We start from the raw sequence: 15103 nt of genomic DNA, 5'->3' as shown, positions 1-15103 counted from the left end.
CTCACTCCTTCCCGCCGAAGAACGTCTGCCTGACCCATCTGCCGACCTTCTCTATATCCTCGTCTGCATCCTTCTGTTGGAGGCCCCTCATTCTCTTGAGTCCGTTCCTGTAATCCTCCACCCACTCCTCAGCGAATTTACCTGATTGGATGTCATCGAGGATGGATTCCATTCCATCCCTTGTCTTCTCGGTGATGACGCGGTTCCTTCTGGTGAGTCCTCCGAACTCTGCTGTGTTCGATACGGAATTCCACATGCCGTTGATCCCTCTCTCCACGACGAGATCGGTCACAAGTTTCGTTTCATGCAATACCTCGAAATACGCCATCTCCGGAGGGAATCCTCTGCTGACGAGGGTGTCGTAGGCCATCTTGATCATCGCTGTGTAGCCTCCGCACAACACGGCTTGTTCTCCGAAGAGGTCGGTCATGGTCTCCTGTTCGAATCTTGCTTCGAACACACCTGGTTTGGTACAATTCATCGCTTTGGCCAATGCCAATGCGAGTGCTTTCGCATTCCCTGTGTGGTCGTGGTGTACGCAGATCAATGCAGGCACCCCATATCCGTTCTCGAACACCCTTCTGATCATCGGTCCAGGGCCTTTGGGGGCCATCATGATGACATCCACATCCTTTGGTGGGTGTATGAGGCCGTATGTGATCGCGAAACCGTGTGCGAACTCCAATGCGCATCCAGGTTTCAGATGATCCTTGATCTCCTTCTCATATATGTCCGCCTGTGCCTCATCCGGTATGAGCATCATGACGATATCTGCACCATCGGTGGCTTCGGATATGGACACAGGGGAGAATCCATCTTCCTTCGCCTTGTCGAACGATTTACCTTCCCTGACACCTATCGTCAGATCCAATCCTGAGTCACGGAAGCACAGTGCCTGCGCTCTACCTTGCGAGCCATATCCCAATACGGCGATCTTCTTTCCTTTGAGCAGACCTAGGTCCGCATCTGCATCGTTATAGATCCTCATCCGAATCCCTGATGGTGCGATTGAATATCGTTCGTTTATAATCTCTGTCCGTCGTCATGTGAAGAGCGTATGTCGCACGTATGTGTCGCAGGCGTTTGCGTACGATTATATCGTAGCGTGTGTTTAGGATGTCTAGGAGCAGATACCATGAAGGTAAAGGTCGGAATCAACGGATACGGAACAATCGGGAAGAGAGTTGCGACAGCCGTCAATCAGCAGGACGATATGGAGATAATCGGAGTAACCAAGACCAGGCCCACGTATGAGGCACAGCTTGCGATCCAGATGGGTTATCCGCTTTATGTCCCTGCGGATAAGGTCGATGATTTCAAGGCAGCAGGTCTTGACATCGCAGGTACCGTTGACGATCTCATCAGCAAGGCTGACATCATAGTGGACTGCACTCCAGGCAAAGTATCTGGAGAATACAAGGAGGCATACGCCAGGGCCGGCGTGAAGGCCATCTGGCAGGGCGGAGAGGATCATTCATTGACAGGCATCTCTTTCAATGCCGCCGCCAACTACAAGGAATCATGGGGCGCACAGTTCTCGCGTGTCGTCTCATGCAACACCACGGGTCTGCTCAGGACACTGTACCCGATCGACAAGAACTTCAAGATCAAGAACGGATACGTCTCGCTCATCAGAAGGAGTGCGGATCCGAACGATAGCAAAGCAGGACCGATCAATGCGATCGAACCTGTCGTTAAGATCCCTACGCACCATGGGCCCGATGTGCAGTCCGTATTGCCGTGGATAAGCATACAGACGATGGCTGTCAAGGTCCCTACCACACTCATGCACATACACACCGTCGTGTTGGAGCTTGAGAAGGAGACGACGACCGAGGAGATAATCAAACTCCTCAAAGAGACGCCTCGTGTCAAATTGGTCAAGGCGAAGGACGGCGTGAAATCAACTGCTCAGATCATGGATCTCGCAAGAGAGATCGGAAGGACACGCGGAGATATGTTCGAGATAGTCGTATGGGAGGACGGCATCAAGGTCGTTGGCAACACACTGTACTACTATCAGGCGGTTAATCAGGAGAGCGACGTCATCCCCGAGAACATCGATTGCATAAGGTCGATGTGCAAACTCGAGGAGGATCCCGCAAAATCCATCGCGAAGACGAACAAGGCGATGGGCATCTGAAAGTGATCTCATGAAGGATTTCCACACACTAGAGGATTTCAACTTCAAGGATAAGACCGTCCTGTTGAGGGTGGACATAAACTGTCCTCTCGACAGGGAGACGCTGAAGATAATCAACGATGCGAGGATAAGGCGCATCATCCCCACAGTGCGTGAACTGATGGGCAAGAGAGCTAAGGTGGTCATATTGGCCCACCAGAGCAGGAAGGGCAAATGGGATTTCACATCCTTGGAGCAACATGCGGAGAGGCTCTCGAAGAACCTCAACTACCCTGTGGAGTATGTGGATGATGTGATGGGCGATAAGGCTATGAAGGCGATAAGGGACCTTCAACCCGGTTCAGTCATCCTCCTCGGCAATGTGAGGGAATTGGATTCCGAGACCGCTAAATTGGATATGTTCGGACATGCCGAGGGAGAATTGGTCAAAGCACTCGTGCCCGTGATAGACTACTATGTGTGCGATGCGTTCGGTGCTGCGCACAGGTCGCAGTGCTCGTTGGTCGGTTTCCCGATCAAGGTGCCATCGGCTTCAGGCAGACTCATGGCAAAGGAGATCAGTGCTCTGAAGGCCATATTCGATGAACCGAGGAGGCCCTCAGTATTCATACTCGGAGGGGCCAAATTCGGTGATGCATCCGAGATGATCGATCATGTTCTCGGCACAGGTATGGCGGATACGGTAATGCTCGTAGGTCTCGCAGGGAACGCGTTCCTGTACGCACGCGGAACCAATCTGGGGGAGAGATCGCTCAACGTTCTCAAAGAGGAGTTGACGGATGAGAATCTTCAGGCCGCAAGGGACACGATGAGGAGATACGGACAGAGGATCCTTCTGCCATCGGATGTTGCGATCGAGAGGGATGGTGAGAGATTATCAGTCCTCGTAGGAGATCTTCCTGTGGATGAGCCCGCGATCGATATCGGTGATGCTACCATAGAGAAGTTCACTAAGGTCATCATGTCATCCAGGACATCATTCATGTCGGGACCGGCAGGGATGTATGAGAAGGATGGTTTCGGAGTGGGTACCAAAGCGCTCATGGAGGCGATGATAGACTCCAAAGGGCAATCGGTCATCGGAGGAGGTCACACCGTAGGCGCAGCGGATACGTTCGACCTAACAGACAGATTCTCCTATGTGAGTACTGGCGGAGGCGCATTGGAGACGTTCTTATTGGGACAGCCGTTGCCGGTAATCGATGCCCTAAAATATTCGTTCAATAAGTACCGATTCGATGACATTTGAGATCCACAATGTTGGAACTGTACTTGGCGGGGAGGCATTCCTCCTCGTCACTGAACAGAGTACTGCGTTGATAGATTCTGGTTTCGCATTCGGTGCGAAGGGCCTTGTGAAGAACATCGCCAAGATACTTGACGGCAGACCCTTGGATTACATATTGCTCACTCATTCACATTACGATCACGTATCGGGTGCTCAGGAATGTAGGAGGCATTGGCCTGATGCGAAGATCGTTTCAGCAGAACATGCTGCGAAAGTGTTCCAAAAACCGTCTGCCATAAAGACGATGATGAAGTTGAATCGCTCCGCTGCGAGGAACACGCATCACTTCCCGATATTCAAGGACAACATCTCAGGGATCAGCACGGACATGATCGTGAAGGACGGGGATGTCATAGATCTCGGTGACATGAAGTTGGAGGTATTGGAGACCCCTGGACACACATGGGATACCATAGCATTCTGGTCGGCCGAGGAGAAGTTGTTGGTCTCTAACGAGACCATCGGTGTCGCCGTGGATATCGATAACGTCACACCAGCTTGTCTCGTTTCATTCAAGAAGGCGGTGGAATCGATAGAGCGCGTAAGGGCACTCGCTCCGGAATCCATAGTCATGCCGCATTACGGTGTCGTCAGTGGCAGTGATGTATGCGCCAAGTATCTCGAGTCCGCTTATGCAGGTCACATGAGCTACAAGGATATGATCCTGGAAGCATATGATGGAGGTATGGAAGGCGATGACCTTCTCAAATACTCCAAGGACAGGCTTTGGGTCGGACCCATAAGGATCGGTCAACCAGAGGCGGCATTCGACCTCAATAACAAATACATCGTTCCTACGATAGTGAAGGAATTCCGTCAGTGATCATGTGTTGCCACGAAGTCATATGACTTCGTGGTACGCATCATCACTCTTTATCCACATCATCATCTCTCAACAGGCGTAGCCTTGTGTGTGCCCTAGTATAACATCTTGAGCCCTTTTGTCGCATCCATTCTAGATTATGCGAAACGATTATCGAGTACAGTCTTTGCCTGGTGACGTTTTGGTGATTTAATGGAACATATGTCTTATTCGATGAACGAGGGGATGGATCCTGTTATGAAAATGGAAAGGGAAAGGGAAGATGCCTTCTATAATCTGGATCGCTACGTGGACAGATTGTTGAACCGTGGGAGGAAGGAGACCACCATAACGTCCTATTATCAGGTCATACGCTCTCTGATCAATTTTCTAGCGAACAAACATCTTCATTGCTCTCCGAGATTGGTGGCCGAGAGGGAGATAATGGCAATCGTCAATGGATATCCGGTAGCGGATCTAAGCAAGAAGAGCTACCTGCAGGTATTTTCGAGATGGATGATGGTGATGGCGGACAACGATGTCGTCAGAAGGATGGATCTCCTGTGGCCTTCCTCCGACCGCCCCAGGAGGAAATGGGCTAACTATAACGAAGCTCTGAGGATGTTCAAGATCGAGGATGATCCGACAAACAGGATCATATTGGTCTTGGCGATGGATGAGGGCATGAGAGCGACCGAGATCGCTCACATGATGGTCGAGGACATAAACGAGAATTGGATAAGGGTCCGTGGAAAGGGACACAGGAATGGAAAATTCCGTTCGATACCAATATCCGATCGTGTCATCGAGACGATAGAGCAGTACATGGAGTATCGTAGCCGTCTGCTCATCGACAAGGAGGATTGCGGTTCCCTCATCTTAGGAAGGAATGGTATGCCTCTGACAGCACACGCCGTCACACAGCGCGTGATCCGTATGGCGAAGAAGAATGGTAATGATATCACAGCACATTCGCTCAGACGCAGATTCATAACGGATACATTGAACTCAGGTGTCAAGATCGAGGTGTGTTCGAAATTGGTCGGACATGAGAGTCCGATGGTCACCGCATCATACTATGACTGCGATCCCGAATTGTTATCGAATGCTATGGCGAAACGCCGTGAGTATCTGATGAGGGGCGGGATACAGAGCGAGAATTGGACTAAGAAAAGGAAGTGAGAGGGATGGGGTGACCCCCCATCACCTTCACTCAGACATCCAACGTGAATGTCTCGCCTGTGTTGGGGAGTATCACGTTGTAATCGGCGAGATCATCGAGGAACGATTCTCTCGTCTCGGAATGCATTATTATGACATTCCTCGGATTGCATGCTTTGACGAAATCCACGATCTCTCCATGATCAGCGTGTGCTGAGAAATCATATTTCTGGATCTCGCAGTTGATCTTCTGTATCTCTCCGTCGATCTTCACGCAACCCTCTTCCATGAGGAGTCTTCCGTTGGTGTCCTCTGCCTGATATCCTACGATGAGGACAGCGTTCTTCGGGTTGTCCTTCAGACGTTTCAGATATCCGAGTACAGGTCCTCCGTCGAGCATACCGCCTGTGGTCACAATGACTTCCGCCCTACCTGCGTCCTTCCTCATGTTGGCGTTGCGGACCTCGTTGAACTTCCTCTTCGCGACCTTCAGTGCCTTCGCATCAGCGAGATATTCAGGATAATCGAGGAACAGACGTGTGACCGAGCGTCCCATGCCGTCCACCCACATCTCATAACCAGCGTTCTTCAGGAGTATCATCAGTTCCTGTGTCCTGCCGACAGCGAAACTCGGGATCAGCACAGTTCCTCCGCGATCCACGACCTCAGCGACCTTGTTGAGGAATTCCTTCTCGACGCTCTTCCTCTCCGGGTGGTAGCGTCCGCCATACGTACCCTCGATGAATAGGTTCTCGCAATCGACGGGTCTAGCGCCGTCAACGAGCCTCTGCCTGAGCGTGTGTATGTCTCCCGAGTATAGGGTCTTCGTATCGACACCGAACTCGAACATCGCCGCACCTGGAACGTGACCCGCATGATGCATCGTGACCTCTATCTTGCCGAGCTCGAACGTGTCCCCGAATGTCATGGGCACGACGTTCTTCATCGTTCTCTCGATATCGCCTGTGGTGTATGGGAGAGGATAGTTCTCCGCTTTGGCGATCTTGAGCGAATCGTACATCATGATCTCTCCTACCTCTGCCGAGAGGGGTGTGGTGAAGAGTTCGCATCTGTCCCTTCCGCATATCTGAGGGACCATCCCACAGTGATCCAGGTGACAGTGTGTCAGGAGCATGTGGTCGATTCTCGTACTGATCGGCTGGGGGTACTCTGGCGGTTTGGTCGGACTCATCCCGTATTCGACGAGGAGGGTCTTTCCTGCCCCTTCTATGGTCATTCCCATGCGGCCTACCATCTCAGCACCGCCCAGGAATTTGAATTTCATTTCCATGGTATGTTCTCCTAATGGTTTATTGCCTCATTCGAGAGGACTTTGTGAAAAAGGATGAACAAGCCATCCTTTTGTACAGTGATTCGTGAATGCGCATATGCGTGGCGCGTGCGCTTTAATATGGTACGCGATGTATATTCTATATTTAAATCTAATATAGCAGATCTTCGCTGGATTGTTTAAATCGTTCTCAATAAAAGTTAAGCAGACGGCTTAAATATGAAGAATATCATAGTCTATCCGTCAGACGATCCTCTGGCAGGTGGGATGCATTTTGAGGATAACAGGTAGCGCTAGCCCGCGCAATGTGGGTGGTAAGATAAAGGGTGCAGCGGATACGATACTAGGTACTGGAACAGATACAGCTGATGTGGTCTGTGATACCCGTTCAGGAGCGCTATTGACATTCATCCTGTTATTCGTCGTAGGTTGGATCCCGACCATTGGACACATGGTGGCGGGTTATGTCGGAGGAAGGAGATCTGGTTCCCCGTATCGCGGGCTGTTAGCCACATCCGTTGCCACGGCATGCGTTCTGGTGATTTTGACACTGATAGCATTGTTCTTGGATTCCGTCAACGGTGCATTATCAGCGGATTATCAGGCAGCTATCGATTCCATCCGTGAGCAGTCGCCATTGTTGGCGGATCTTGCCGTACCTACCCTGGAATATCTCAGGGCGATGTTCGGCGGAGAGGGTCTTAAGATAGCGTACGCATCATATGCCATAACTCCTGTATTCGGTATCATCGGAGGTGTCATCTCCAATCAGATGCAGAAGGAATTGCGCTACATCATCCGTGTCTCAGGCGGAGCATCCAGTCAGCAGATCCGTTCCATGGAACGCCACAGACAGGGAAAGCCCATGGGATTCAATTATTCACAAGTGACCGCGCTCTCCACGGAACCATCCGTTCGTGCACCTGCACCGCAGGCGACGGCAGAGGTCATCAAGACACCCGATAACGTCAAGGCGAAGGTACAGACGCCGAAGGTAGTGGATACCACAGTGGATGCACAACCTGAGATGGCAAGCTCGACATCCGTGCAGAAGAGTAACCCGTTCGATTCGATCCTGTCTCTTCAGAAGAAGAAGATGGAACCCGTTGAGACGGCGAACACATCCACACTCGATGACGACCAATATCTCTGACAGCGACAGGTGTTGCCCATATATACGCGCACAATATTGTTTTATAGTCTCATTCGATAACCCCGTTATCAGAGGCGAATTAACTTGTTCTGTCCAGATTGCAAATCAATGGTCTTCCCCAAGGATGGAGGCTACTACTGTAAGAACTGCGATAAGCTTATCGAAGAGGAAGTCGAGAGTGAAGGATTCACGACCAAATCCAAAGCTAAGGAGACGGCCGTAGTATCCGATGGAGAGGCAGTACTTCCCAAGGCACGTGAGATATGTGCTAAATGCGGTAACACAGAAGCATACTACTACATGAGGCAGAACAGGTCAGCTGATGAGCCCGAGACGATCTTCTACCGTTGCACCAGGTGCAACTATCAGTGGAAGGTCTGAGGGAGAATAAGGAGACGGTGATGGAATGTTCAAGGCACAAATCAAAGCAGAGACATTGAAAGGACTTGTGAATGTCATATCTACCCTCATCGATGAGGTGAAATTCACCGTCGATCCAGAAGGAATGAGCCTGAAGGCTGTCGATCCTGCACATGTCGCCATGATCGAGCTCAGGATGGATGCTGGTGCATTCGAGAGCTATGAGGCGGACAATGTGGAGATCGGTCTCGATCTTGATAAGGTCAAAGAGGTCCTCAAGCTGTCCGGAGCGGGAGAGATAATCGCGATGGAGCTTGACGAGGAACGCGGAAGGCTCGTATTCAAAGTGGGCAACATAACGAGGCGCATGAATCTCGTGGATACCTCCAGCATGAGCGATCCCAAGGTCCCGCAACTCGAGCTTGCGGCGAACATCGAGGTACCTGTATCCGAACTCCAGAGGGGGATCAAGGCTTCAGAGAAGATCTCTGACCACATAACCCTGATCGCGGATACGGATTACTTCGAGCTTCTCTGTGAAGGGGACACCGATTCAGCGGATCTCAGGTTGGAGAAGGACAGTCTTGTCAGCATCAACGTGGAATCACAGGTCAGCAGTATGTTCCCGCTCGATTATTTCTCCAATCTGATCAAAGCGATGCCTTCGGACATCGTCGTCAAGATCGAATTGGATAACGACTATCCCGCCAAGTTCAACTTCAACGTTGCTGGTGACAAGGGAAGGGTCATGTATCTGTTGGCACCCAGAATCGAGAACGAATGATCCCTGGTGAGAGGATGGACAGCAAAGAGTTACAGAGGATGGCCAACAAGCTCAGGTTGCATGTCGTCGAGATGACATATGCGGCCAATTCAGGGCACCCAGGCGGTTCTCTGTCAGCAGCGGACATCATATCTGCTCTTTACTTCAAAGTGATGAGACATGATCCGAAGAACCCGAATTGGGAGGATAGGGATCGTTTCATACTGTCCAAGGGTCACGTAGCACCAGTCCTCTATGCGGCATTGGCGGAATCAGGCTATTTCCCGGTCGAGGATCTCATAACATTGAGGCAGTTGGGGTCCAAATTGCAGGGACATCCCGTACGCGGCAAGGTCCCCGGTGTGGAGATGTCCACCGGTTCACTCGGTCAGGGGCTCAGTATGAGCTGCGGGATCGCATTGGCTGGAAAGATGGATGGAAAAGATTACAAGGTCTACTGCATGCTAGGCGACGGAGAGCTTCAGAGCGGACAGAACTGGGAGGCTGCCATGTTCGCAGCCAACTACAAGCTCAACAACCTGATCGCGATAGTGGACCGCAACAGATTGCAGATATGCGGCGATACCGAAGAGGTCATGTCGCTGGAACCGTTGGTGGATAAATGGATGGCATTCGGTTGGGATGTCATAGAGACCGATGGTCACGATATCGACAAGGTGGTTGCCGCATTCGAGGAAGCGAAGGCGGATAGGGATTCGCCTGTCGTGATAATATTCAATACTGTGAAAGGCAAAGGCGTCTCATTCATGGAGAACAATCCGGGATTCCATGGTAAGGCCTGCAATGCGACAGAGTACAAGCAGGCTGTGGAAGAACTCAAGAAGGTGATCTGATGGGAGCCGCACAACGCAACTATTACGGTAAAGCACTCGCAAGATTGGCCAAGGAGAGGGACGATGTCGTCGTATTGGACGCCGACCTCGCAGGTTCAACGAAGACTTCAGAATTCAAGAAGGTCGCACCGGAGAGATTCGTGGAAGTGGGAATAGCTGAACAGGACATGATCGGTGTCGCATCAGGCCTCGCAGCATCAGGCAAGACTGTGTTCGCATCCACATTCGCCGTCTTCGCGACAGGAAGGTGCTGGGAGCAGATACGCTTGGCAGTCGCCTATCCGAAACAGAATGTGAAGATCGTCTCCACTCACTGCGGTATAAGTGTCGGTGAGGACGGAGCATCACATCAGGCATTGGAGGATATCGCTATCATGCGTGCCATCCCGAACATGGTGGTCATCTCACCTGCGGATGCACATCAGGCATACGCCGCTACGATGGCGATAGCTGAGGAGAGGGGACCTTGCTACATGAGGCTCGGACGTGCAGATTTCCCGCTGATATATCCAGAGAATGTGAAATTCGAGATAGGTAAGGCCGATATACTCAGGGAAGGTTCGGATGTAACACTCATCGGTACTGGACAGATGGTATCATACTGTCTTGACGCAGCCAAAGCACTGTCGGAGGAAGGCATATCTGCCGAAGTGATCAACATATCGACGATAAAACCGCTCGATGCGGATGCGGTCATAGGTTCCGTGAAGAAGACCGGTTGTGCGGTCACTGCAGAGGAGCATAGTATCATCGGCGGACTCGGATCGGCTGTCGCAGAGGCGATTTCCGTATCATGCCCTGTACCTCTAGTCAGAGTAGGTACGAAGGATACATTCGGTGAATCAGGCAAGGCTGAGATGCTGATGGAGAAGTATGGTCTTACAGCTAAGGATATCGTCAAGGCCGCCAAGGATTCAATTTCAAAGAAAAGGTGAATGTAATGAAGATTTTCATAGACACTGCAAATTTGGATCAGATAAAGGAGATCAACAGCTGGGGGATCGTTGACGGAGTCACCACTAACCCTAGTCTCATCGCTAAGGAAGGAGTGGACGTCAAGACAAGGATCAAAGAGATCGCAGAGATCGTGGACGGCCCCATCTCCGCAGAGGCCATGTCGATGACAGCTGACGAGATGGTGAAGGAAGGACGCGAGTTGGCCAAGATCCATCCCAATGTCGTGATCAAGCTCCCTATGTGCATCGAGACATTGAAAGCTACATCAAAGCTCAGGGAAGAGGGAATAAGAGTGAATGTGACACTCATATTCTCCGCACAGCAGGCATTGTTGGCAGCAAAGGCAGGTGCAGCATACGTGTCCCCATTCGTCGGACGTCTCGATGATATCGGAGAGTATGGTACGGATCTCATCTCCAACATCGTTCAGATCTACTCCAATTACGATTTCGATACAGAGATCATCGCAGCATCGATCAGACACCCCGTTCATGTGTTGGATGTATCGCTCGCAGGATGTGACATCGCGACCATCCCCTATGATGTGCTGAAGAAGATGGTATCCCACCCGAAGACGGATGAGGGTATACAGAAATTCATTGCTGATTACGAGAAATCGAAGAAGCAGTGATGTTATGTATGATGTCATCGTGGTCGGAGGCGGACCAGCCGGTACAATCACGGCTGACCTGTTGGCTAAGGATCATGATGTACTTGTCATCGAAGAACATGATGTGATAGGTAAGCCCGCACAATGTGCGGGTTTCCTATCCGTCGAGTGCGCGGATGCGTTAGGCATCGATGTACCGAAGTACAGTGTCATCGACGCATCCGATTTTATATTCCCTGACGGGAAGGTATTGACGATAGAATCCGATAGGCCGAGGATGATCGTCACCGATAGGGCAGTATTGGATCAGAGATTGGCTGAGAGGGCAGTAGGATCCGGTGCGAAGATATCTCTATCCACAAGATACATCTCCCATGCCGTGAAGGATGGTAAGGTCTCTGTGCAGACATCCAAGGGGATCATCGAATCGAAGATGATCATCGGTGCGGACGGACATTCGTCGAAGGTCGCATCGAGTCTCGGTAACAATGAACCGAAGGAGTACGTCAGAGGTATGGTCTTCGATATGGATCACAGATCCGAAGTGCAGAATAAGATCGATCTGCTTTTCGGGACGGATATAGCTCCAGGTTTCTTCGCATGGGTGATACCGTGCGGTGATTTCACACGTGTGGGTTTGTGCACGTCACGGAGTGCAGGTCCACCATCCGAATACATGAAGGTGCTTCTCAAGAGGTCCGGCCTGCAGGATGAGACGATCCTGAGGAAATACTGCGGGAAGATACCCATGGGCGGTCGGAGGACGACTTATTCTGATAATCTGATGTTGATCGGGGATGCTGCCGGCCAGATAAAGCAGATATCCGGAGGGGGACTCTCACCTATCGTCAGATCCGCACCCCATCTGAAGAGAATAGTCGATAAGGCATTCGAGAAGGATGATTTCAGCAGAAGGATGATGTCAGGATATGAGAAAGGTTGGAGATCGGAGATAGGCAAGGAGATCAGGAACGGTTGTCTCATGAGATCCCTGTACAAGAAGATGAACAACGATGATTTCTGCAAGATGTATCCTGCTTTCTCCGATGAGAGATTACGTCAGAGGATGAGAGACATTGATATAGACAACACGAGCAGTGTCGCCAAGTACGCTCTTATCAATCCGACGTTCATGAAGGTCGGATTACCGATAGGATTGAAGGTGCTGTTCAGATGAAGCTTGCGATGATCCCAGTGGAGGAGGCCTCGGAAACGATACCCCTCCTGATGAGGAAGGACCTCGTGAACCGCAATGCGAAGATATCGAAGGGCGATGGTTGTCGTTTGGTCCCGATACAGGATGGGAAAGAGGACATCGTATCGTCCATGGGTTATAGCATCACAGAAGGGGAAGCATACTCAAGGGATAGGATCCCGCCACAGGAGCGCATAAAGGCATCGTTATCGGATCTGCCGGAGGATGTGATCAGGGAACTGCCCATGAGGTGGGAGTATGTCGGTAGGATAGCGATCATAGTGCTGAAGGAATCCGCTGAACCGTATAAGGAGCGCATCGGTGATGTGTATGCTGAGGAACTCGGCATGGAATCCATATGCGTGGATCGTCAGGGCGTCACAGGAGAGTTCAGAAGACCTACCACGGAGATCATACACGGCGATAGGACAGAGGATGTCAGATTGGAGAACGGTGTGCTGTATGATATGGATGTGACCAAGGTCATGTTCGCCTCAGGGAATGTGGATGAGAGGGAACGCATGAAGGATCTGGATTGCAGCGGTGAGACGATAGTCGACATGTTCGCCGGTATCGGTTACTTCACATTGCCTTTGGCCAAGTTCGCTCATCCTTCGAAGATATATGCATGCGAGAAGAATCCGGATTCATATGAGTTCCTCGTAAAGAATGTCGAACTCAATGATGTGAAGGACATCGTCGAACCTATACTCTCGGATAATCGCGATCTCGATCTCGGGACACATTTTGCGGATCGCATATTGATGGGATACGTACAGATAACATCCGAATTCCTACCGAAGGCATTGGAGATGATCAAGCCTGGTGGGATGATACACTATCACGACACATTCTATGTGCACGAATATGAGGATAGGATCAAGGAGATATTCGACAGGGAATGCCCTGGAGGGTATGAGATCGAAAGTATCCACGAGGTCAAATCCTTCGCCCCGTCCGTATCGCACTATGTCGCGGATATCAGGATACTTTAGACGGATTCCCCGCAGCCCAATGCTGTGAGAAGCGTGTTCATCTTATCCCTGTAATCATCGCCTTCGGCTTTGATGAGCTGTTCGACGAATGGGAGCAGGAACTGTGAAAACTCTGCCTCATCATCCGTGTATTTGATCACATCGATGGATGCGATGTCACAGAATGCCTTGGCCATCGAACGCATCTTCTTGTCCTTCGGTACGATCTCGGATATGCATTCCTTCAGCATATCTGCGCCGCCGACCTTGTATGCCTTCGCATATGCATCCGCGTGTCTTGTTGCCTCCCCAGGTCTCTTGAACTCAGGGAGTTTGGACACCACATCATACGATATGTATTTCTGATGGGCTTCTTTGATAACCTGAGCAGGATTCATCTTCGAGGGATCGTTGAACGAGTTCGCGATGTCATCGTTGGTGAATGCCGCGATGATCCTGCGTGCATCACCCCATATGGAAAGGAGTGCATCGGATGCTTTGTTGTTCTTCGCGATGACGGATATCGAGGGATTCTCTGAGAGATATGTCCTGAGCGCGGTGATCTCGGCATCGCTCCCGACGAGATCGTTGAGGAACGATCCGACATCGGAACCGTAGTTCTTCGTTCCGATGATGTATGTAGCTGAATCCGAGCTCTTCAGTGAACCTATCTCGCCTCTCAATACCATATTCAACACATTCACATCGGTCATGATGCCGAGGGAGTATTTCTTGAGGTCATCGCCTTTGACAGGCGTTCTTCCTTCCGAACCTTCGCTGTGATAGCTGTGCTCCACGAACACCTCTATATCGTCGAGAGGATCCCCTCCGACGAACCTCGAGATCAGGAATTGGAGTGTGGACACGTCCTTCGCGCAATCCTTGCATATGCGGATCTCTGTATCCGCTGATTTCACTCTGATCACAAGTATGCCGTCAGAATCATGTCCGCAGGTTATCTCATCGTTATCGAATTCGTATGGGGTATCCCAGAATGTATCATAGATGTAATCCACAGGCATGTTCGGTTTCTTTGAACATACGATCTCGTCGCCGAAGGAATAGATGTGCAATCCTTTCCTCTTGGCTACACCGCTGTACATGAGAAGCCTGATCTTAGGGTCATTGTAATATTGCATGCCGATGAGCTTGTCATTGCCGACAGAGCCTCTCTGTGCATATGACACCTCCTCGCCTGCGAGTTTGGCCGTTGCTAGATAGGGTACGGATCCTGCGGCATAGAGCGATATCGTGGCGCAATACGCTTTGAAGATATCATCGTCACCTTTCGATGCCATCTTCACGAGGGCATCTGGATTGTCCTTGATCTTGTTGACCTTGGATATGGATGAGAACGTTCTATCGAACGGACAGAGGAAGCATTTCCCTGCACATTTCGGTCTTATCAGAGATGGATCCTCCCAAAGTGCCTTGGATCTTTCGATGATATCACTTTCGAGTCTCTTCGGTGTACGCTTTATGCCTCTGAGCCTCATCTTCTTTCCGGCCATAAGCGATGATATAGTAAATAATGATATAAATATGACCGATT

Annotated in this window: 15 protein-coding genes; 12 read left to right on the top strand and 3 right to left on the bottom strand. The window is 50.7% G+C overall.

Annotated features, from left to right (window positions below; translation table 11 throughout):
* Position 1: 1 nt before the first annotated feature.
* Positions 2-988 (bottom strand): ketol-acid reductoisomerase, encoded by a 987-nt coding sequence (gene ilvC, locus ACI2NF_RS01410; RefSeq protein ID WP_400150089.1) that lies wholly within the window; start codon positions 986-988, stop codon positions 2-4.
* A 147-nt stretch (positions 989-1135) separates the two neighbouring features.
* On the opposite strand from ilvC, the gene ACI2NF_RS01405 reads away from it, so the two are divergent.
* The 4 genes from ACI2NF_RS01405 to ACI2NF_RS01390 all read left to right on the top strand — a co-directional run bounded on the left by ACI2NF_RS01405 (position 1136) and on the right by ACI2NF_RS01390 (position 5415).
* Entirely contained in the window at positions 1136-2143 is a 1008-nt protein-coding gene (locus tag ACI2NF_RS01405) for a type II glyceraldehyde-3-phosphate dehydrogenase (protein ID WP_400148512.1), read from the top strand.
* Between the two features lie 10 nt (positions 2144-2153).
* Positions 2154-3392, top strand: coding sequence for a phosphoglycerate kinase (locus tag ACI2NF_RS01400; protein WP_400148511.1), 1239 nt, complete (start codon positions 2154-2156; stop codon positions 3390-3392).
* Positions 3382-4254 (top strand): MBL fold metallo-hydrolase, encoded by an 873-nt coding sequence (locus ACI2NF_RS01395; RefSeq protein ID WP_400150087.1) that lies wholly within the window; start codon positions 3382-3384, stop codon positions 4252-4254. The genes ACI2NF_RS01400 and ACI2NF_RS01395 overlap by 11 nt, the downstream gene beginning before the upstream one ends.
* 237 nt (positions 4255-4491) lie before the next feature.
* Entirely contained in the window at positions 4492-5415 is a 924-nt protein-coding gene (locus ACI2NF_RS01390; protein ID WP_400148508.1) for a tyrosine-type recombinase/integrase, read from the top strand.
* A gap of 31 nt (positions 5416-5446) precedes the next feature.
* On the opposite strand, the gene ACI2NF_RS01385 is transcribed toward ACI2NF_RS01390, so the two are convergent.
* A complete protein-coding gene (locus tag ACI2NF_RS01385; protein WP_400210975.1) occupies positions 5447-6685 on the bottom strand; it encodes an MBL fold metallo-hydrolase in 1239 nt (412 codons plus the stop codon).
* 262 nt (positions 6686-6947) lie between these two features.
* Here ACI2NF_RS01385 and ACI2NF_RS01380 point away from each other — a divergent pair, with 262 nt between their 5' ends.
* The 8 genes from ACI2NF_RS01380 (at position 6948) to ACI2NF_RS01345 (ending at position 13572) form a co-directional block, all read left to right on the top strand.
* Positions 6948-7838 carry a hypothetical protein gene (locus tag ACI2NF_RS01380; RefSeq protein ID WP_400148504.1) on the top strand — a complete coding sequence of 297 codons (891 nt, stop codon included), beginning with the start codon at positions 6948-6950 and terminating at the stop codon, positions 7836-7838.
* A gap of 84 nt (positions 7839-7922) precedes the next feature.
* On the top strand, positions 7923-8219 hold the full coding sequence (locus tag ACI2NF_RS01375; protein WP_400148502.1) for a transcription factor S: 297 nt from the start codon (positions 7923-7925) through the stop codon (positions 8217-8219).
* A 25-nt stretch (positions 8220-8244) separates the two neighbouring features.
* The gene (gene pcn, locus ACI2NF_RS01370) at positions 8245-8982 is read left to right on the top strand and encodes a proliferating cell nuclear antigen (pcna) (RefSeq protein ID WP_400148501.1); all 738 of its coding nucleotides are present in this window, start codon (positions 8245-8247) and stop codon (positions 8980-8982) included.
* A 14-nt stretch (positions 8983-8996) separates the two neighbouring features.
* Complete coding sequence (locus tag ACI2NF_RS01365; protein ID WP_400148499.1) at positions 8997-9815, top strand: transketolase; 819 nt, start codon at positions 8997-8999, stop codon at positions 9813-9815.
* The gene (locus tag ACI2NF_RS01360) at positions 9815-10750 is read left to right on the top strand and encodes a transketolase family protein (protein ID WP_400210974.1); all 936 of its coding nucleotides are present in this window, start codon (positions 9815-9817) and stop codon (positions 10748-10750) included. Before ACI2NF_RS01365 ends, ACI2NF_RS01360 begins: the two co-directional genes overlap by 1 nt.
* 5 nt (positions 10751-10755) lie before the next feature.
* Positions 10756-11403 (top strand): fructose-6-phosphate aldolase, encoded by a 648-nt coding sequence (gene fsa, locus ACI2NF_RS01355; protein WP_400148495.1) that lies wholly within the window; start codon positions 10756-10758, stop codon positions 11401-11403.
* A gap of 4 nt (positions 11404-11407) precedes the next feature.
* Positions 11408-12559 carry a geranylgeranyl reductase family protein gene (locus tag ACI2NF_RS01350; protein ID WP_400149956.1) on the top strand — a complete coding sequence of 384 codons (1152 nt, stop codon included), beginning with the start codon at positions 11408-11410 and terminating at the stop codon, positions 12557-12559.
* Entirely contained in the window at positions 12556-13572 is a 1017-nt protein-coding gene (locus ACI2NF_RS01345; RefSeq protein ID WP_400148491.1) for a class I SAM-dependent methyltransferase, read from the top strand. The genes ACI2NF_RS01350 and ACI2NF_RS01345 overlap by 4 nt, the downstream gene beginning before the upstream one ends.
* Here ACI2NF_RS01345 and ACI2NF_RS01340 read toward each other — a convergent pair.
* On the bottom strand, positions 13569-15062 hold the full coding sequence (locus ACI2NF_RS01340; protein WP_177971238.1) for a hypothetical protein: 1494 nt from the start codon (positions 15060-15062) through the stop codon (positions 13569-13571). The two genes, ACI2NF_RS01345 and ACI2NF_RS01340, sit on opposite strands and share 4 nt — an antisense overlap.
* Positions 15063-15103: the final 41 nt, after the last annotated feature.

Source organism: Candidatus Methanarcanum hacksteinii (assembly GCF_964305265.1).
Classification (GTDB): Archaea; Thermoplasmatota; Thermoplasmata; order Methanomassiliicoccales; family Methanomethylophilaceae; genus Methanarcanum; species Methanarcanum hacksteinii.
This window is presented reverse-complemented; position numbering and strand designations above follow the sequence as displayed.